Here is an 18,327-nt window from a genome sequence, read left to right on the forward strand (position 1 = left end):
TTTCTCCCCCCTATAGCAGTAAAATTACGATAAGTAGCCCCGCTAGTACTCCTAAGCTCTTAATCATCTTTTCATATTGCAGCTGTAATGCTTTCGCTTCTTCTTCTTCTCTCTCTAAATGTGTAATACATAACCGAATATGTTTTTGTTGTGATTCACGATCATGTTGTCCGAGCGTTTCACCAAATTGCTGCAAAATCTCATACTCAGTTTGTTGAAATGCTGTTAGCTTCCAATTTTCTTTCAAACTATCTATCCAAGCTTCTCTAACTGTTTGTTCTCCACTTTCTAGCCTGCTAGCGAAACTTTGAAATATCCAATTTAACGGCTTCGGCATTTGTTTCACTAATCGCTCAGCAGCTTCAGACAACGGTGTATGCCCATACATAATTTCTGCCTCTAATGATTGCAGTGCCGCTTTTAATAATCTAAGTTGCCTCGGTCTCTCACTGTATCTTTTGGCGTATGAAAACCCGAAAAAGGTGCTGACCGCAACGATTAACACTGCACCAAATATTTTCACCATACGCCCTCAGCCTTTCTATGAGGTAATACCGGTTTTCCATATTTATCTTTCACTTGCATAACTGTTCCTGGCCCTCTTGCTTTTGACAATTCCACAAACCTATCAAAAATGCCGAGCTCTAGCACTGCCTTTAATGATGGGCGTTTCACAACATCATCATAGGAAAATCCATGTGCACTTATAAAAAGCTGAACCCCTGCATGTACAGCCTCCATAATTGCTTCACTATCTTCTTTACGACCAATTTCATCCACAATTAATATATCTGGGCTCATAGAACGGATCATCATCATCATTCCTTCAGCTTTTGGACATGCATCTAACACATCTACTCGTGTGCCAAAGTCATATTGCGGGATGCCTTTCACACAGCCAGCAATTTCTGACCGTTCATCAACAATCCCGACTTTACAAGAAGGAATTTTCGAAGTACTTACACCTTGACTCATGCAACGCGCTACATCTCTTAAAAGTGTTGTTTTTCCCGTTTGTGGCGGGCCAATTACCATCGTGTTTAACCATCGTGATTCATACAAATACGGTAAAAGTGGTTCAGCAATGCCTATTTTTTGACGAGCAATACGAATATTAAAAGAAGAGACATCTCGAATCATTTTCACTGTGCTTTTTTCTGTAATAACTTTTCCTGCTAAGCCTATTCTATGCCCACCTCGGAGTGTCACATACCCACGCTTTAATTCTTCTTCCATTGTATAAATTGAGAAGTGACTTAACTTATTCAATAAGTAAATAGCATCCTCTGCTGTAACGATATAGTCATAAAAAAACACTTCACCTTGAGCAATACACTCTAGCGGTCTTCCAATTCGAACACGGATTTCCTCTAGAGCATCGTACTGCTTACAATTTTCCACTAACTGCTTCATCGTTTTTGGTAAAACTTCTAATACTTCTTTCATCAGCTTCGCCCCACTATACTCGACTTACTTATTTCAACAACGCGATAAAAATGCAGCCAATTCCAAGCGCTAGAAAAAAGAGTTTCAAGAAAGAGATCTCACTTGCCACACTCGCTATGCCTATTGTCATTGTTAAAATTAATACGGTCGGTCCAACAAACGCCAACATACCATTTATAAACAATGCTTTCTTCGCATCATTCACATAAAGCATAAGCAAAGCGGCGAATATTTCCGCGCTACCTGAAAACAACCGAAGCAGCCCCATTACAAGCACAGATGTTTCCATTGCCGCTAGCCACTGTTTCATTCTCCCACCTTCTCCCATAACGGTTACTAGTGCATGTGCTAAAAAAGAATATATTTGTACAACCATATGCAGAGGTTGTCTATTTCAGAATTAAAAACATAATTTTTATCTACCGCCTATAATATTTTGAATATTCTTAATAACGATGGTATTTTATGGTATGTTTATTGAAAAGAAGGGAAAATGATGCAACGAGTTACTTTACTACCACTCGATTTCCGTTATGCAAATGCGATTTTCAAGCTATCAAGTGATCCACATGTAAAAAACGCATTAGGAATAAAAGTAGAAACAATCGAAGACACGAAAGCATTCCTTCTTTTCGCCATAGAAGAAGAACGTCAAAAGAAGTCTTTATCGAGAGTGATTGTAAATGCAGAGAATGAAATAATTGGTCTCACCACACTTAAACATATTAATTATGAGAAGAAACAATCTCACATTGGCAGCTGGCTCGGCTATCCATACTGGGGAAAAGGATATAATGAGGCTGCAAAAAAAGAAATTTTTAAGATTGCTTTTTTAGACTTACAACTTTCCTATGTATTTGCTGGTGCTAAAACGAATAATATTCGCTCTTTAAAAGCACAAGAAAAACTACCTTATATTTCATTGCATGTGGAAAACAAATTTCCAGACGAACACGCTGCACTAGAGAAAGAAGTAAGGTCACCTTGCTCTCTGCACGTCGTGTCACGTGAAAAATTTTTAAACTGGTTGGAATTACAAAATGAGGAGGAAAAATATGAAGAGATTAAAAATTAGTTTAACAATCGTAGTAGAAGTAACTCTTATTTATCTTTTTTCATCATTGGTCGGCTGGTCATTCATGGAAGCCTTTTTCCTTGGTAGTTTAGCGATATTCGGGGCAATTTGGCTCGTTGCTTTAAATATAAGCCAAAATAACAACATTGATCACACTATATATAAAACAGGTACAGTAAAACCTTTTCAAATGACATGGGGTCCTTACACAACAGGTGCTGCTAGTCTTACAGCTTTCAGTTTTATAATAACTACTATTTATTATTTGCCCTATTTTCTATAAAAAAAGCACTCGTGATAATCACGAGTGCTTTTCTACTATGCACGAGAAACGTATTTACCTTCACCAGTGTTGATGATAAGTGTTTCGCCTTCGTTAATGAAGATTGGTACTTGTACAACAAGGCCAGTTTCTAATGTAGCTGGTTTTGTTACGTTAGAAGCAGTATCACCTTTAATACCTGGCTCTGTTTCTGTAACTTGTAATTCAACTGTGTTTGGAAGTTCAACACCAAGTACTTCGCCTTGGTAAGTCATAATAGATACTTCCATGTTTTCTTTTAGGAATTTAAGCTCGCGCTCGATTTGTTTTTCACCAAGTTCGATTTGCTCATAAGTTCCGTTATCCATAAATACGTGAGACTCACCGCTTGCGTATAAGTATTGCATACGACGGTTTTCGATGTGTGCTTTTTCTACTTTCTCACCAGCACGGAATGTTTTCTCTTGAACAGAACCTGTGCGAAGGTTACGTAGTTTAGAACGAACGAATGCAGCACCTTTACCTGGCTTTACGTGTTGGAAATCAAGTACTTGCCAAAGGCCATTATCCACTGCAATTGTTAAACCTGTACGAAAATCGTTTACTGAAATCATGTAAAAAAATCCTCCTGTGTATTACAAAATAATAAGTTCTTTTGGTGATTTCGTAATTACTTCATTACCTTCACTTGTCACAATGATATCATCTTCAATACGTACGCCGCCAATACCTGGAATATAAATACCTGGCTCTACTGTTACAGCCATACCTGGTTCAAGTACTGTATCAGAACGGAATGCTAAACCTGGTGCTTCATGGATTTCAAGACCGATTCCATGACCAGTAGAATGTCCGAAGTATTCACCGTATCCTTTTTCCGTTATGTAATCACGCGTTAACGCATCCGCTTCACGGCCAGTTAAACCAGCTTTAATACCGTTCACACCACGTAATTGTGCTTCTAAAACGATATTATAAATTTCTTTCAATTTATCAGATGGTTCACCAACTGCAATCGTACGAGTAATATCAGAGCAATATCCTTTGTAATAAGCGCCGAAGTCTAATGTAACGAAATCTCCTGTTTCTATCACTTTTTCAGATGCCACGCCGTGCGGTAATGCCGAACGAAGACCTGAAGCAACGATAATATCAAACGAAGAAGATGTTGCTCCTTGTTTTCTCATGAAAAATTCAAGTTCATTTGACACTTCAATTTCAGATACTCCCGGGCGAATGAATGATAGAATATGTTCAAAGGCAGCATCTGCAATCTGTGCAGCTTCCTTTAATATCTTAATCTCTGAATCAGTCTTTATCAAGCGTAACTTTTCTACAAGCCCAGAAGTTGGGATAAATTCAGCATCGATCGCTTCTTTATGAGCTGAATAAGAACTATATGTAAGAGTATCTTGCTCAAAGCCAAGCTTTTGAATTCCTAATTCTTTCACTTGCTTTGCAACTTCATCGATAATTAATCCCGCATGCTGTACAATCTCGTATCCAACCGCTTGTTTAGTAGCTTGCTCTACGTAACGGAAATCTGTAATAAATTGAGCGCGGTTTTTCGAAATGAGTACAACACCAGCTGTTCCTGTGAAGTTAGCCATATATCTACGACTATGTTCATTTGTTAATAAAATACCGTCAATACCAGCCTCATCAAATGCACTTCTTAATCTTTCGATTTTCTCCATTACTTTATGCCTCCCTCAATTTCTCCATTAATGCAAATAACGCTAACTTATAGCCATAAAAACCAAATCCAACAATTTGTCCCACACAAACAGCTGCCGTCACAGATTCGTGACGGAACGACTCACGCTGATGAATGTTAGAAATATGTACTTCAATAACAGGAATCGAAATGCTTGCAATTGCATCTCGAATCGCATAGCTATAATGCGTAAATGCTCCAGGATTTAAAATGATCCCTTCATATATATCTTCCGCCTCATGAATACGATCGATAATCGCACCTTCATGATTCGATTGGAAACATTCTAACTCCACTCCCATTGTTTCTGCTTCTTGCTTCATATCTGCTTCAAGTGTCGCTAGCGTGCCCTTTCCATATACATTTACCTCTCTGACACCGAGGCGATTTAGGTTAGGACCGTTTACGAGGAGTACCTTTTTCATATGCTTAAAACTCCTTAATATTAAATGTCTATATAACATTTTAACATAGGAGTTACTTGTTTGAATAGTTTGTCTTCTCTTCCCCTTCTCGCTCGGCCTTATTGGTATTTACTGCGTAAGAAACAGAGTATGCTATAAATACACCATACAATATAAAAATGCATATCGTCGTCACAATTGTTTCTTTCGGTAAATGGAGTGCACTTTTAATAGCAGGCGCTATTAACCCCACTCCGAAAAATAGTAACGCCCACCAAAATAGACCATAAATAATCCCTGGCAGAATTCCTTCAAACTTTGCCAAAAACGCTTTATACAAAAAAGCAATTAAAATCGAAAGTAGTCCCATACAAACAATTCCTGACACATTTCCCCATACCCCTTCTTTCCAACTTCCAAAGGCAAATGGTAGAAGTAAATAGTTCGGTCCCGCTTCTGTAAATGAAAATATATGAAGGAAATACCATATTCCTCCCCAAAAGAGTCCACCAAATAAACCAATTTGCACAAAATTTCTTGTTCCTATATGTTCTTGACTCACATCAACACCTCCGCTCAATAGTATGCCCGAAACTATTTTGAACCATGTTTAAATACTGCGAAATTTGTCTATAAAAAGAATAAGAAATGTCCGACTCTCGTAACATTTTTCCTTGTCATCTACTTGTATTTGTCGATAAAATAAAGGAAACTCGGTGATTGTCTTATTTCAAAACGACAGAACCCAGTATGACAATTGCCTCTTTTTCTACATAAGAGAGAAACAAATACAGGTTGGTGTTAACATGGCAGAAGAGTCAAAACAAATATATGGCGGGCAAGCAGTCATAGAAGGAGTTATGTTTGGCGGTAGAGAATATACTGTTACAGCGGTTCGTCGTAAAGATAAATCGATTGAATTTTATCGATTACCACGCGTTCGTAATAAAGCATTATCTATCCTGAAAAAAATTCCATTTTTACGAGGGATTGCCGCTATTGTGGATGCAAGCGCGAACGGGGCAAAACATTTAAACTTTGCTTCAGAACGATTTGATGTTCACCCAGAAGAAGATGAACAAATTGCAAATAAAAAAGAAGAACAATCGAAGTTAACGATGGTATTAGGAGTTGCAGCAGTTGGCGTTTTATCTTTCATATTCGGTAAAGTCATTTTCACAGCAGTTCCTGCATTACTAGCTGAATTAACGAGACCGATTTTCCCATCTCATACAGGGCAAATCATTGTCGAAAGTGTCATTAAGCTCATGTTATTATTGAGCTATATATACTTTATTTCTTTAACGCCACTCATTAAGCGGGTATTTCAGTACCATGGTGCGGAGCATAAAGTAATTAATGCCTATGAGAATAATCTTTCATTGACTGTAGAAAATGTTCAAAAACAAACTCGCCTTCATTATCGTTGTGGCAGTAGCTTCATTATATTTACAGTCATTATTGGAATGTTTGTTTATTTCCTTGTCCCTACAGATCCACTTTGGGCCAGAGTGTTAAACCGAATTTTATTAATTCCAGTCGTTCTCGGTATTTCTTTTGAAGTGTTACAATTTACGAATCGATTACGCGATATTCCAGTATTACGCATACTTGGATATCCCGGATTATGGCTACAACTATTAACAACGAAAGAACCAACAGATGATCAAGTGGAAGTAGCCATTGCATCGTTTGAAGAATTATTACGTTTAGAAAACAAACAATAATTATTTAAAAATGGTGTTCAACTCCTTTCCTCATCGTTAATATACTAATTTTAATATATGTTTTTAGGAGGTGTTCCTTATGAACGGTCGTTCGTTTACTTTCGCTATATTTGTGCTTATTATCGGATTAGCAATATTCGGCCTTGTTTCATCTGTCATTACAGATCCAATGGGAGTGTTAAGAAATATTGGTATCATGTTGGCTGTCGTTGGTATCTTTTATTTACTCTACAAAATGTTTACAAACTCTAGCGGTTCAGCAAATTCGCAAAGCTCATATAAGCGCGCTGCAAAACAATCGAGCCGCAAGCATGGGAAACAAAATGTAGCACCCCTAAGCAATTCTTTCTTTAAATCAAACGCTTCTAATGACAAAGGGAAAAAAGGGAATCTTTCTTCTTTAAAGCGAAAAAGAAAACAATCTCATTTAACTGTCATTGAAGGTAAAAAAAACAAAAAGAAAGACCGTGCTTCCTTTTAGGAAATACGGTCTTTCTTTATATTTTGCAGTACTTCTTTCAAGCTTTTATCTTTCATACTTTCAATGCGAAGGTGATGATTTTCAAAGGGTAAATTCCGTGTTACATCATTCGGTACAACAACGCACGTTAACCCTGCCGCAATTGCTGCTTTCAATCCGTTTAACGAGTCTTCAAATACAACGGCTTCAGACGAATCTATCCCTAAACCTTCTATTGCCACTCGGTAAAGTGCTGGATCTGGTTTTACCTTCTCAACATCTTCTCTCGTTTTAATGACTTCAAAATAATCTCGAATTTGTAGCTCTTCCAAAAAAGGAATAACCCATTCTCTAGATGAACTGGAAGCTAATGCGATTTTTAATCCCATTTCTTTCGCTTCTTGTAAGTATTCTTTTACCCCGTCACGAGCTTCTGTTATTTTCATTTTCTCTTTATGTAAAGTTTTCACTTTTTCTTTTAATGCATGCTTGTTAAACTTCTCTTTTAATTGATCATTTAAATATGCATACAGTACATCATCTGTCGTTCCAATACACTTTGCAAATTCCTCTAAAGGTAAATCTCCACCATACTCACGAACGGCGTCTCTGAAAGAGTGAAACCATATTGTTTCTGTGTCCACAATTAATCCATCAAAATCAAAAATAATTGCTTTCATAATTCTCCCATCCTTTTCGATTGAAATAAAAAAGGAAACGACATACGTTCCCTTTAATTACTTTTCTCTTCATTTGCTTTTTGAACACCACGAAGTGTTTCCACTCGAACCTCATCTTGTTCAAAGTATTGCACTAAATCACCAATGCGATCAATTGCTTCCCAGCTTAAATGATGTTCAATTCCTTCTACATCATTGTAAATCTTACTTTCATCCACACCGATAATACGCATAAATTGCTCTAACAAGTCATGACGGTATACGAGACGTTCTCCAATTTTTTTACCTTTTGATGTTAATACAAGCCCTCTATATTTTTCATAAATTAGATATTCATCTTTGTCTAATTTTTGCACCATTTTTGTTACAGAGGATGGATGTACACTAAGCGCTTCAGCAATATCAGATACGCGGGCATAACCCTTTTCATCAATCAACAAATAAATTTGTTCAATATAATCTTCCATACTAGGGGTAGGCATCGGTTTCCTCCATCCAATTTCATTTTGCTCATTCCGTACGAAGCAATCAATAAAATGATACACCAGAAAGAATAACGTGACAAGTTGAAAACAAGCCTAAATATATAAAACAAAAAAGAATCTGTATTTGTATACAGACTCCTCTTAAGTAAAGTATTGTATTTCTGCATCAGGAAAAAACTCATATATATAGCCTCTTATTGTTTCTTCCAATACTTCCGCATCATCTTTTTTATATACGTATTTCCCGATGCCGTACCGTCCCCATTTATATTTACGCTTCTCTTCATCCATTTCAAGCTTCGTACTCGGATAACGCTCCTGAATGACCTTTTTTGCTGGTTTTGTAAAGCGATGTTGAATTAATTCAAATGTTAAATTCGGTATGGACAAATCTTTTAGTGCATTGTACAGTCTTTCAAATAATTCACGGTATCCTTCTTCCCATCCTTCATGCATATAAAGTGGCGCAACTATAAAACCAAGTGGATAATCAGCGCCTGCTACTTTACGTGCTGCTTCAATACGCTCTTCAAAGGGTGACGTCCCCGGCTCAAAATTTTTAATTACATACCGTGAATTAATACTAAACCTAAAACGAGTTTTCCCATTATGTTTTGCATCTAACAAATGATCAACGTGCGAATATTTCGTAACGAAACGTAAACGCCCATGCTCACTTTCTCCAATGAATTCAATCGCCCGCTTTAATGCATGTGTTAAATGATCGATCCCAACGATATCTGATGTACAAGCAGCTTCAAACCTTGTTATTTCAGGTGCTCTTTCATCCATATATTGCTGTGCCTTCTCAAATATTTCATCAAGATTCACATACACGCGAACGTAAGGCTTACTCCCAAGTGTCGTTTGCAAATAGCAATAATGACAATGTCCCATACACCCTGTTGCAAGCGGAATTGCATATTCAGCTGACGGTTTTGACGTATCAAATTTTAATGTCTTCCTCACTCCAACGACAAGTGTCGCCTTTGCATTGCGATACTTTTGCAAATCATTTTCACCCGGCAAATTTCTAATTTGATTATGGGATGTCGTTTCACGAATCTCTAGTCCCATCTTCGTAAACTTCTCATACAGCTCTTTTCCAAGTGGATATTCAAGTGCCTTCGGTTCAAAGTAAACGAGTTTTGGCATAAACGGTTTCATATACTTCCCTCCTCTCGTTAGTATGGGGAACGTGGAAAAATTAAAACGCATTAAAGTTTTCCACCTCAGTAACTTGCTTTGCAAGTTACTGAATGTTACAATTTGGATAACAGCTACCTTGCACAGCAAGTTACCTGAGTAAAAGGTGGTGAAATCATGCACAGCCAAATGTTAAAAGGTGTACTCGAAGGTTGCATCCTATACATCATTTCACAAGAAGAAGTGTACGGATATGAACTGAGTACAAAATTAAATAAACACGGATTTACATTCGTAAGTGAAGGAAGCATATATCCGTTATTGTTACGTATGCAAAAAGAAAAATTGATTGAAGGAACATTAAAAGCCTCCTCACTTGGGCCAAAGAGAAAATATTATCACGTAACGGATAAAGGATTAGAACAGCTTGAAGAATTTAAACAAAGCTGGGGAATGGTTTCAACAACGGTGAACAATTTATTACAGGGGGAGTGATGGGGATGAATGCACAAGACATGATTAAATTGAACAACAAAAAACGCGAACTTCTAACACCTGAAAATGAAGTTGCTTATAGCGATATGTTAGTTTATCTTCGTTTATCTAACGTGCCAGAGCAGCAAGTAGAAGAACTATTACTAGAAATATTAGACCATCTCATCGAAGCACAAACAGAAAATAAAAATGCTTATGACATTTTTGGTGATGACTTACAATCTTATTGTGATGAACTCATATCGGCTTTGCCGGTTCAAACAATGTTAGAAAAAACTTCTTTAATCGGCTTTGTTATTAGCTTACTTCTCGCTATACAGTTTGGAATGGACACCATTGCTTCTCTTTTCATTTTCTTTTTTGAAAAGAACACCGAAATAATAAGTCCACCTTTTAGTATCCTTGGAACTACTTCGTCTGTTTCAATAATTATACTAGGTATACTATTTATTTTATATTTATTAAAGCGGTACTCCTTTGATCAGAAAATGAATTGGAAAAGAAAAATTTTATTTGGATTCGCATTTGCTATCCCGTTTTGTTCCGCTATATTCTTAAATATTTATTTTAAAAAACAACCTTATCTCATTTATCATCTAACCTTTTGGCAAAATGCCTTAATCGCTATCCTATTTTATGCTTTATATAAATTCCTATATAAAAAATCAAATTTTTAACAGCCCTTCAAAAGGCTGTTTTTCTTCTGTCTAATTTTACAAATTGAAAAATTTCATAAAGAAAATAAGAAAAATGCAAAATAATTAAAGTTAATTGTTGACGTGATGCTTTTATTATCGGTATCATAAATCTTCGTGAGCAATTATTTTTCGTTATACGATTTTTTTATTATTACTGAATTTTTGAGAGGAGAAATTAGATGTCAGTTAAGAAGAAAACGCAAGTACGCACCGGCAAAATGGTACGTGAACTAATGTTAGCAGACGAAGATGTAAATGCTTCGCTAATTATGGTATATAGTGAAAACGGTGTAAACGCAGAAATTAAAATCGAGGGCTTAACGCCGAAATGTAACGAAGAATTATTTTTGAGCGGAAACGTGGATTGGAACAAGAGTGTTATTTATAAAATTGTTGATTTCACTGGAAACGCTGAAGTTGGTAAAGTTACATTAACAGCGATGAACAAAAATAATGTTTCTCTAGAAATAGAACGCGTTATGTGGAGTAAAGAAAATAAAGAGGCTGCTGAACAAGAAGAAACAGTTGTAGAAACTACTCCGAAAAAAGAAGTAGTTGTAGAAGCTCCAAAAGCAGTTACACCTGCTCCAAAGCCTGTTACACGTGTAGAAACACCTGCTACAGCACCAACACCGAAGCCTACTCCGGCACCGAAGCCAGTAAGTGTAGAAGCAGCTGTGGAATTATCTACTCCAGCACCTGTGAAACGAGAAGTACCAACTCCGGTTACAAAGCAAGAGACAGCACCGGTCGCGCCTGCAAAACCGAAGCAACCTGCTTTGACTGAAACAAATTCAAAACTACAAGAAAATTATGTGAAACTCGTGAAAAAGACAATTGAAGTTTGTCAAGATTACGAGCTTGGCATCGACATAGATGATTCTATTGAAGGCTTAAAAGAAGAACTACAAAGCCAAGGTATTAGCGTTACATTTGACAAAGAAATTATGGACGTTGTCAATCGCCTTCGTTCTTTACAAGATAAAGGAATCAAAGTAGAAAAAGTACTTAATTTACTATAAAAAAATAAGAGGCGGCAATTGCCACCTCTTATTTTTTATAATTCCATTCTTTACTTTCATACTTTTCTTTTGCTAACGTTTGCACTTCATGTAATTGTTCTTCTGTTAATTCATACGGAACAAGCTCTACATCTAATCCTTTTTCAAACCCAACCTCAAACGCTTTAATTAACTGCTCGATTGTAAACGTACGGTCTGTTAATTCATTAATTGCTACCGCTTTAGATGAGAACATACTCTTCATACGTTCTTTCACACGTTCATTCGGGAATAAAAACAGATCATATAACTCATCTAAATCTATTTCTAATGGAATCGACCCGTGCTGTAAAATAACGCCTTTTTGACGTGTTTGCGCACTACCTGCGATTTTTCTTCCTTCTACTACAATTTCATACCAAGACGGCGCATCAAAACATACGCCTGAACGTGGATTTTTTAAATTTTCACGATCTGCTTCTGTTTTTGGAACTGCATAATACGCTTCTAACCCTAATGCTTTAAAACCATCTAATAAACCTTGCGAAATAACACGATACGCTTCTGTAACTGTTTTTGGCATATTTGGATGATCTTCAGACACAATAACACTGTACGTTAATTCTTTATTATGTAGTACACCCCTGCCGCCTGTTTGACGACGAACGAATCCATATTTCTTTTCGTTAACTACATCCATATTAATATCTTTTTCAACACGCTGGAAATATCCGACTGTTAATGTTGGTACTTCCCATTCATAAAAGCGAATAGTTGGTGGCATTTTCTTTTCACTTTGCCAATTTAATAGACATTCATCTAACGCCATATTAAATGCCGGTGAACATTGACCAGAGTTAATATAACACCATTTTTCTTTTCCCATCCTGCACCTCATATAACCAATTATTTTTCACATTCTCTAGTCTACCAAATTCGACAAAATTTGTGAAAGAATACGAAATTTCTTCTTATATACAAATGAATCTGTTGCATAAATACATACGGGCATTATAATATTGAAAGTAGGATAAGAAAAAAGGGAGCGATAGAATCGTGTCAACAACTTGGATTATTTTATTAGCCGTAATCGTAGCGTTCATCGGTTACACTGTATGGATGTATTTCTATCAGAAGAAATTAATTACAACACTTTCAGAAGAAGAGTTTCGCGCTGGCTACCGTAAAGCACAGCTTATCGATATTCGCGAAGCAGACGAATATACTGCAGGGCATATTTTAGGCGCACGTAACATTCCGTTATCACAAATTCGCCTTCGTCATAAAGAACTTCGTAAAGATCAACCAGTTTACTTATACTGTCAAAGTGGATTCCGTACCGGTCGTGCGGCTCAATACTTAAAGAAACAAGGCTACAAAGATTTCTACCAATTACAAGGTGGATTTAAAACGTGGACTGGAAAAATTAAAAAGAAATAATAACATACAAAAACTAGCTGAATAATTCAGCTAGTTTTTTCATTTGAAAACTTTCCACGTTATTCTCACACATTTTGACAAAAATTCTTTTATAGACGCAAGAAAGACCCCTATCATTCTCACGCCCAAATAAAAAGGTTACGCGAATAACAGAAGTCATATTTATAACATAGTTTGTGAAAAGCTTTTCAGGTCAAGATTTTTTTCATTCTTATTATTTTCCCTTTATAATAAGAGGAAGAGGTGATACATATGGCCAATATAAAACAAATTGCAAAAACCGCTGGTGTATCCATATCAACTGTTTCTCGCGTCCTGAATAATCACCCTTACGTAAAAGAAGAAAAACGTAAGCGTGTTCTAGATGCTGTTGAAGAATTGAACTATGCCAAAAATATAAATGCTATTCATTTAATAAAAGGAAAAACATATACGATCGGTGTTATGCTCCCTTTCATTAACCTTCCATACTTCAGTACCATTATTGAAGGAATCGGTAACGAAGCGTTAGCAGCTGGATATCACATTAATTTATGTCAAACGAATTACGATAGTATCGAAGAAATTCGTGTTCTGGAAATGATGAAAATGAAACAATTCGACGGGATGATTATTTGCTCTCGAACGAGTTCATGGGAACAAATTGAAACTTTCGCAAAATTTGCTCCTATTATTTCATGCGAAAAAATGCACCACCCCCTCATTTCATCTGTCTACGTAGATCATTATGAAGGCTTCCGTCTCGGCACCGCCTATTTACTCAATAAAGGTCATGAAAAAATCGGGATTTGTTTAGCAAGAAAAACAAGTGTAAATTCTATGGAACGTGAAAAAGCGTTTGCTGATACACTTCGTAACGAAGGCAAAACGTTACATCCCGAATGGATTTTTCACCAATGCTATACAATGCAAGACGGTGCACAAATACTCCATCGTATTGTAAACATGAAAAATCGTCCAACCGCTATTTTTACAGCGAACGATCAAGTTGCAGCTGGTTTATTAACAGAGGCTCGAAAGCAAGGTCTTCGAGTACCCGAAGATCTTGCTATCCTCGGATTTGATAATCATGAAATTTCAAAGGCGTTAGAAATTTCAACAATTGAACATCCCGGTCTCGAAATGGGCTCACATGCGTTTTCTTTATTCCATAAACAAATCCAAAGCGAGCAAATTATCGGGAACGCAAAAGAGCTTTCATTCCATTTAATCGAACGAGATACTGTCTAATAAGAGCGTTACCTATAGCGCTCTTTTTCAGCTCTTCACCTATTGACTTTATATTTTTACTCGCATATAATAAACCTAACGAACGGTAGGTAGGGGATGAAAATGACAGCAAACCGCATTAAAGCTGTAGCACTTTCTCATTTCGCACGCTACGGCTACGAAGGAACTTCATTAGCAAATATTGCTCAAGAAGTCGGGATTAAAAAACCATCAATTTACGCACACTTTAAAGGAAAAGAAGAGCTATATTTTACATGCTTAGAATCCGCTCTTCAAAAAGATTTACAGAGCTTCACAGGCGATATCGAAAAGTTTTCCAATTCGTCTACTGAAGAATTGCTCTTACAATTACTAAAGGGCTATGCAAAACGATTTGGTGAAAGTGAAGAATCAATGTTTTGGTTACGAACTTCTTATTTTCCGCCTGATGCATTTCGCGAACAAATTATTAATAAAGCAAATGTACACATTGAAAACGTCGGAAAACTTTTATTCCCTGTATTTAAAAGAGCAAGCGAACGAGATGAGTTGCATAACATTGAAGTAAAAGACGCCTTAGAGGCTTTTCTATGCTTACTTGACGGTCTTATGGTTGAACTACTATACGCAGGTTTAAATCGTTTTGAGACACGTTTAGACGCTTCTTGGAAAGTATTTTGGCGTGGACTTTCAAACTGACGGATTGCTCCTTTGCAATGCGTCGTTTTTAAGCCCTTTACCTAACGACTGGTAGGAAGGAGAAATGACATATGGCATGGATTTATGTAATCTTAGCTGGTATTATTGAAATCTTTTGGGTAATTGGATTAAAACACGCGGAGGCTCCACTTGAATGGGCTGGTGTTGCGTTATTAATTACAATTAGTTTCGTCTTATTATTTAGAGCTTATAAAGATTTACCTGTTGGTACTGTATACGCAGTCTTCACTGGAATTGGAGCTGGTGGAATCGTTCTTACAGAAATTTTCGTTTTCGGAGAGCCATTCTCTATCGTAAAAGTATTATTAATTGGTTTAATCTTCTTTGGCGTAATTGGTTTAAAACGAGTAACAGAAGAAAAAGAAGCGAAGGAGGCCGCATAAAATGGCTTGGGTATTTTTAATTCTAGCTGGTATTTGTGAAATTATTGGTGTACTCTTTATGAAAGTAGCCACTGAAAAGAAAGGCTGGGCACCAAAAGTTATTTTAATTGCTAACTTCGGCGTAAGCTTCTTCTTCTTATCCCTTGCGATGAACACATTACCGATGGGAACTGCTTACGCGATTTGGACTGGAATCGGAACTGCCGGAAGTGCACTTCTAGGCATCCTTATTTTCCGCGAATCAGCGGATTGGCGTCGCCTTGCTTTCTTAAGCTGCATTCTATGCGGCGCTGTTGGCTTAAAACTATTAAGCTAACGTGAGGTGAATGTCATGTGGAAAGAAAAAGGGAAGCAACTGTTAGCATGGATCACACTTAGTATCGTCATTCTATTACAAATAAGTTTTCACATAATAGAATGGTTGTTTCATAAAGTAGTATCCATTCTCACATTCCTTCCTAACATGACACTTGAAATGATATCAATCGTTTGGTCCATTATTGCCTCCATTGCAATCGTCATTATATGGAGTATCGCCAGGCTATGGAATAAGTTATTTAAAAAGGACAGTTCTTCTGAAAAAGAGTAACTGTCCTTTTTTATATTCATTCAGACTTTCTATAAAAGTTTGATGTGATAAGACAAAACAGACCGACTATGGCAATACTTATACCAACCCCTTTATGCAAACTAGGAAATAACGGTGGTATATCTGAATAAGCATTTGCTAATATGAGACCAATTGAAAATAAAAATACCCCTATTCTATATAACCATTTTCTTTTGCTCATCATTCTCCCCTCCTAAAATTTTTCATACACTCCTTTCTTTTGGACATACTACCTAAAAAAGGAGTGAATAATATGCAAAATTCCGTACATAAGCAGATCCTATTTTTATTTTTCCTCTTTCTTATTCTCGTTATCGTTTTCAGCTTTATATTACATACTCCAAAAGATGTTGTACCGAATAGCCTCTCTGTTTATAAACTTTTACTTTCCTATTGTCGCTATTGAAGAAGGTGCCTTTTATAGGGCACCTTTTAAAATTCTCTTTTTTCATATAGCTTTACTGAAGCAAGTACAGATAAAAGCAACATACAAATTGAACAAATTAACAATACTCCATTATGTAAATGAATTTGTTCTATGTTAATTTGGAAGAACATTTCTACAATAACAAACGGCGCCATTAGTATAAAAAGCGTAATAAAAATAGATTTTTTATATCCTAGCCAAAACGATATCGGTAAGACAAGACTTAAATATATAAAAACAAAGGCAGTAATCGTAACTAAAGTTGTCGTAATAAATTCAAATCCCCCGCCTGCAAACCGAATAATCCCTAAAGGGCTAGACACTATCATACTTATAATAAAAATAGTAAGTGCCATTATGTATTTAGCTACTACAATTTCTTTTTTTGCTAGCGGTAAACTATTTAACATTACTTCACCATCATATTTTTTATCACCATTAAATGTTTTTAAAATTGCCATAACTGGAATTATAGCAGACATAATTACGTAAAAGCTTTTAATATCTGTTAATGTCATATACAAGAAAAGAGGGTATATTAAGTACCATATTAAATGCTTCCATTGTATGATAAAATCTTTTATTATAAGTTGCTTCACGATTACTCCTCCCCTCATAAATCACGCTCATTATACAAGCTAACTGAAAGCAACATGGACATAATATACAAAAAAATGAGTCCTGCTATAAAACAAATATTTACGACTAGACTCGTGCTCCAAGCATTTTCTACATCTAACCATTCACTACTTACAATCACTCCACTTAATCCACCAACTATAATTCCCATAAAATAAGCAACCTGTTTCGAACTGCTATATTCTACCGAAAATTCAATTGGTAGTACGATCATGCTATAAACCAATCCTCCCGTTATTCCGCCAAGAATCTCTCCCCACAGCATAAATCCAGTTATATGTTCATTTTGCAACTGAATTAGACCAACTAAAAGTGAGAAAATCACACCTAAAAGAACTAAAATGCTTACAAATACGTATTTTGCTACGATAATGTCTTTACGATCAAACGGTAAACTATTTAATATTTTTTCACTCTTACTTCTAGCCTCATAACTGGTCGACCATATCGTTCCAAGGATAGGTATAGATATGCTAAGCTTCAAAAGAAAATTGTCGCTACCAAAATCAACAATTATCAGGAAAAGCAAACATATAAAACTAATAAATCCCAACTTTCTTTGCAACATCATATCTTTGAAAACTAGTTGCTTAATCATATATTACACCTCACTAAACTCATTCCTTAACATCAATTATTCATTTTTATATAAGGCCAGTCATAAGTATTAAAGCTCTCTCTTTTTAAAACTCACAATAGCTACAAACATTGAAGCTAAATAACTTACACACGCGCCTATACTTAAAACACTTACAACTAATAGCACATTTGAAGTTCGAAAAATCATTACCATAAGCCTTTCATCCGTAAATATATTGCACATAAATCCTAGTAAACTTATTATAGGAAAAAGCATAACTAATCCCAGCATAGTAACCGTTCGCTTATCCTCACTATATTTTATGGGAAGGATCATAACAGCATACAGAATAGAAAAGAAAATAGCTATAAATGCTGCATACCAAGGAATATTTATATTCTCTTTTAATACACATACAGGTAGTACAAAGAAAACGAATGTAATGATTAAGCTGAATGCCATAAAAAATAGTGTAGATATGTATTTCGCAATGACAATATCTTTTCTAGTAAAAGGTAGACTTACTAATATTTTTTCCGTACTATTTTTCTCTTCATTTGATAAAGAGATTGAAATCATCAAAAGACATATAGCAAAACAAACATACGCCATTTGAAATGGTTCTATAGAGTTTTGGAATGCTCCGTATATTGGTAAGATCAAATAGATAAGAAACATTTTTCTTTGTAAGAAAAACTCCTTCAAAATCAATTGCTGCATGGT

28 protein-coding genes are annotated in these 18,327 nt (G+C 36.0%); 13 read left to right on the forward strand and 15 right to left on the reverse strand.

Annotation, left to right across the window (positions count from 1 at the left end):
* Positions 1-10: 10 nt before the first annotated feature.
* The 3 genes from spoIIIAB to ACTFR9_RS13405 are packed head-to-tail and all read right to left on the reverse strand — an operon-like array spanning position 11 to position 1,756.
* On the reverse strand, positions 11-526 hold the full coding sequence (gene spoIIIAB, locus ACTFR9_RS13395) for a stage III sporulation protein SpoIIIAB (protein WP_000238697.1): 516 nt from the start codon (positions 524-526) through the stop codon (positions 11-13).
* Positions 520-1,446, reverse strand: coding sequence for a stage III sporulation protein AA (gene spoIIIAA, locus ACTFR9_RS13400; RefSeq protein ID WP_000665886.1), 927 nt, complete (start codon positions 1,444-1,446; stop codon positions 520-522). The genes spoIIIAB and spoIIIAA overlap by 7 nt, the downstream gene beginning before the upstream one ends.
* Before the next feature lie 28 nt (positions 1,447-1,474).
* Positions 1,475-1,756 (reverse strand): YqhV family protein, encoded by a 282-nt coding sequence (locus ACTFR9_RS13405; RefSeq protein WP_000816054.1) that lies wholly within the window; start codon positions 1,754-1,756, stop codon positions 1,475-1,477.
* 186 nt (positions 1,757-1,942) lie between these two features.
* On the opposite strand from ACTFR9_RS13405, the gene ACTFR9_RS13410 reads away from it, so the two are divergent.
* Together ACTFR9_RS13410 and ACTFR9_RS13415 are read left to right on the forward strand one after the other, a co-directional pair.
* Positions 1,943-2,521: a GNAT family N-acetyltransferase gene (locus ACTFR9_RS13410; protein WP_001190071.1), complete on the forward strand. Its 579-nt coding sequence runs from the start codon at positions 1,943-1,945 to the stop codon at positions 2,519-2,521.
* Entirely contained in the window at positions 2,502-2,804 is a 303-nt protein-coding gene (locus tag ACTFR9_RS13415) for a hypothetical protein (RefSeq protein ID WP_000825746.1), read from the forward strand. Before ACTFR9_RS13410 ends, ACTFR9_RS13415 begins: the two co-directional genes overlap by 20 nt.
* A gap of 35 nt (positions 2,805-2,839) precedes the next feature.
* Here ACTFR9_RS13415 and efp read toward each other — a convergent pair whose 3' ends face one another.
* From efp to ACTFR9_RS13435, 4 genes are read right to left on the reverse strand one after another with little or no spacing between them, the layout of a single operon-like run.
* Entirely contained in the window at positions 2,840-3,397 is a 558-nt protein-coding gene (gene efp / locus ACTFR9_RS13420; protein WP_000626512.1) for an elongation factor P, read from the reverse strand.
* Between the two features lie 21 nt (positions 3,398-3,418).
* Positions 3,419-4,480, reverse strand: coding sequence for a Xaa-Pro dipeptidase (gene pepQ / locus ACTFR9_RS13425; RefSeq protein ID WP_000411051.1), 1,062 nt, complete (start codon positions 4,478-4,480; stop codon positions 3,419-3,421).
* A gap of 4 nt (positions 4,481-4,484) precedes the next feature.
* A complete protein-coding gene (aroQ, locus tag ACTFR9_RS13430; RefSeq protein ID WP_000757088.1) occupies positions 4,485-4,925 on the reverse strand; it encodes a type II 3-dehydroquinate dehydratase in 441 nt (146 codons plus the stop codon).
* Positions 4,926-4,977: 52 nt separating this feature from the next.
* On the reverse strand, positions 4,978-5,466 hold the full coding sequence (locus ACTFR9_RS13435; protein WP_000076575.1) for a YqhR family membrane protein: 489 nt from the start codon (positions 5,464-5,466) through the stop codon (positions 4,978-4,980).
* A gap of 244 nt (positions 5,467-5,710) precedes the next feature.
* Here ACTFR9_RS13435 and ACTFR9_RS13440 point away from each other — a divergent pair, with 244 nt between their 5' ends.
* Together ACTFR9_RS13440 and ACTFR9_RS13445 are read left to right on the forward strand one after the other, a co-directional pair.
* Entirely contained in the window at positions 5,711-6,631 is a 921-nt protein-coding gene (locus ACTFR9_RS13440) for a DUF1385 domain-containing protein (protein WP_000797109.1), read from the forward strand.
* Positions 6,632-6,710: 79 nt separating this feature from the next.
* On the forward strand, positions 6,711-7,112 hold the full coding sequence (locus tag ACTFR9_RS13445) for an SA1362 family protein (protein ID WP_001014446.1): 402 nt from the start codon (positions 6,711-6,713) through the stop codon (positions 7,110-7,112).
* Here the strand turns inward: ACTFR9_RS13445 and ACTFR9_RS13450 are convergent.
* The 3 genes from ACTFR9_RS13450 to splB all read right to left on the reverse strand — a co-directional run bounded on the left by ACTFR9_RS13450 (position 7,109) and on the right by splB (position 9,423).
* Complete coding sequence (locus tag ACTFR9_RS13450) at positions 7,109-7,771, reverse strand: HAD family hydrolase (RefSeq protein ID WP_000643907.1); 663 nt, start codon at positions 7,769-7,771, stop codon at positions 7,109-7,111. The genes ACTFR9_RS13445 and ACTFR9_RS13450 overlap by 4 nt on opposite strands.
* A 53-nt stretch (positions 7,772-7,824) precedes the next feature.
* Positions 7,825-8,253: a transcriptional regulator MntR gene (gene mntR / locus ACTFR9_RS13455; RefSeq protein ID WP_001143073.1), complete on the reverse strand. Its 429-nt coding sequence runs from the start codon at positions 8,251-8,253 to the stop codon at positions 7,825-7,827.
* Positions 8,254-8,397: 144 nt separating this feature from the next.
* Positions 8,398-9,423 carry a spore photoproduct lyase gene (splB, locus tag ACTFR9_RS13460; RefSeq protein ID WP_000802117.1) on the reverse strand — a complete coding sequence of 342 codons (1,026 nt, stop codon included), beginning with the start codon at positions 9,421-9,423 and terminating at the stop codon, positions 8,398-8,400.
* Between the two features lie 156 nt (positions 9,424-9,579).
* Between splB and ACTFR9_RS13465 the strand changes: the two genes are divergently transcribed.
* The 3 genes from ACTFR9_RS13465 to ACTFR9_RS13475 all read left to right on the forward strand — a co-directional run bounded on the left by ACTFR9_RS13465 (position 9,580) and on the right by ACTFR9_RS13475 (position 11,617).
* Entirely contained in the window at positions 9,580-9,897 is a 318-nt protein-coding gene (locus ACTFR9_RS13465; RefSeq protein WP_000556083.1) for a PadR family transcriptional regulator, read from the forward strand.
* Between the two features lie 5 nt (positions 9,898-9,902).
* Complete coding sequence (locus tag ACTFR9_RS13470; RefSeq protein ID WP_002156727.1) at positions 9,903-10,574, forward strand: DUF1129 family protein; 672 nt, start codon at positions 9,903-9,905, stop codon at positions 10,572-10,574.
* Positions 10,575-10,774: 200 nt separating this feature from the next.
* On the forward strand, positions 10,775-11,617 hold the full coding sequence (locus tag ACTFR9_RS13475; protein WP_061132211.1) for a hypothetical protein: 843 nt from the start codon (positions 10,775-10,777) through the stop codon (positions 11,615-11,617).
* Between the two features lie 28 nt (positions 11,618-11,645).
* Here the strand turns inward: ACTFR9_RS13475 and ACTFR9_RS13480 are convergent, their stop codons facing one another.
* The gene (locus ACTFR9_RS13480; RefSeq protein ID WP_229136238.1) at positions 11,646-12,482 is read right to left on the reverse strand and encodes a lipoate--protein ligase family protein; all 837 of its coding nucleotides are present in this window, start codon (positions 12,480-12,482) and stop codon (positions 11,646-11,648) included.
* A 170-nt stretch (positions 12,483-12,652) separates the two neighbouring features.
* Here ACTFR9_RS13480 and ACTFR9_RS13485 point away from each other — a divergent pair, with 170 nt between their 5' ends.
* The 6 genes from ACTFR9_RS13485 (at position 12,653) to ACTFR9_RS13510 (ending at position 15,937) form a co-directional block, all read left to right on the forward strand.
* A complete protein-coding gene (locus ACTFR9_RS13485; RefSeq protein WP_000108655.1) occupies positions 12,653-13,036 on the forward strand; it encodes a rhodanese-like domain-containing protein in 384 nt (127 codons plus the stop codon).
* A gap of 252 nt (positions 13,037-13,288) precedes the next feature.
* Positions 13,289-14,266: a LacI family DNA-binding transcriptional regulator gene (locus ACTFR9_RS13490; protein WP_061132210.1), complete on the forward strand. Its 978-nt coding sequence runs from the start codon at positions 13,289-13,291 to the stop codon at positions 14,264-14,266.
* Positions 14,267-14,362: 96 nt separating this feature from the next.
* Entirely contained in the window at positions 14,363-14,944 is a 582-nt protein-coding gene (locus ACTFR9_RS13495) for a TetR/AcrR family transcriptional regulator (RefSeq protein WP_002170167.1), read from the forward strand.
* A gap of 71 nt (positions 14,945-15,015) precedes the next feature.
* Complete coding sequence (locus ACTFR9_RS13500; protein ID WP_000312349.1) at positions 15,016-15,348, forward strand: DMT family transporter; 333 nt, start codon at positions 15,016-15,018, stop codon at positions 15,346-15,348.
* Position 15,349: 1 nt separating this feature from the next.
* Entirely contained in the window at positions 15,350-15,664 is a 315-nt protein-coding gene (locus ACTFR9_RS13505; protein WP_000312623.1) for a DMT family transporter, read from the forward strand.
* Between the two features lie 15 nt (positions 15,665-15,679).
* Positions 15,680-15,937: a DUF3975 family protein gene (locus tag ACTFR9_RS13510; protein ID WP_061535595.1), complete on the forward strand. Its 258-nt coding sequence runs from the start codon at positions 15,680-15,682 to the stop codon at positions 15,935-15,937.
* 16 nt (positions 15,938-15,953) lie between these two features.
* Here ACTFR9_RS13510 and ACTFR9_RS13515 read toward each other — a convergent pair whose 3' ends face one another.
* From ACTFR9_RS13515 to ACTFR9_RS13530, 4 genes are all read right to left on the reverse strand, one after another.
* The gene (locus ACTFR9_RS13515) at positions 15,954-16,142 is read right to left on the reverse strand and encodes a hypothetical protein (protein ID WP_061535596.1); all 189 of its coding nucleotides are present in this window, start codon (positions 16,140-16,142) and stop codon (positions 15,954-15,956) included.
* Positions 16,143-16,390: 248 nt separating this feature from the next.
* On the reverse strand, positions 16,391-16,984 hold the full coding sequence (locus ACTFR9_RS13520; RefSeq protein WP_061535597.1) for an ABC-2 transporter permease: 594 nt from the start codon (positions 16,982-16,984) through the stop codon (positions 16,391-16,393).
* A 14-nt stretch (positions 16,985-16,998) separates the two neighbouring features.
* The gene (locus tag ACTFR9_RS13525) at positions 16,999-17,622 is read right to left on the reverse strand and encodes an ABC-2 transporter permease (protein ID WP_061535598.1); all 624 of its coding nucleotides are present in this window, start codon (positions 17,620-17,622) and stop codon (positions 16,999-17,001) included.
* Between the two features lie 69 nt (positions 17,623-17,691).
* The gene (locus tag ACTFR9_RS13530; RefSeq protein WP_061535599.1) at positions 17,692-18,324 is read right to left on the reverse strand and encodes an ABC-2 transporter permease; all 633 of its coding nucleotides are present in this window, start codon (positions 18,322-18,324) and stop codon (positions 17,692-17,694) included.
* Positions 18,325-18,327 lie beyond the last annotated feature (3 nt).

Origin of the sequence: Bacillus cereus group sp. MYBK222-1 (genome assembly GCF_051916425.1) — a bacterium.
Lineage (GTDB): Bacteria > Bacillota > Bacilli > Bacillales > Bacillaceae_G > Bacillus_A > Bacillus_A paranthracis.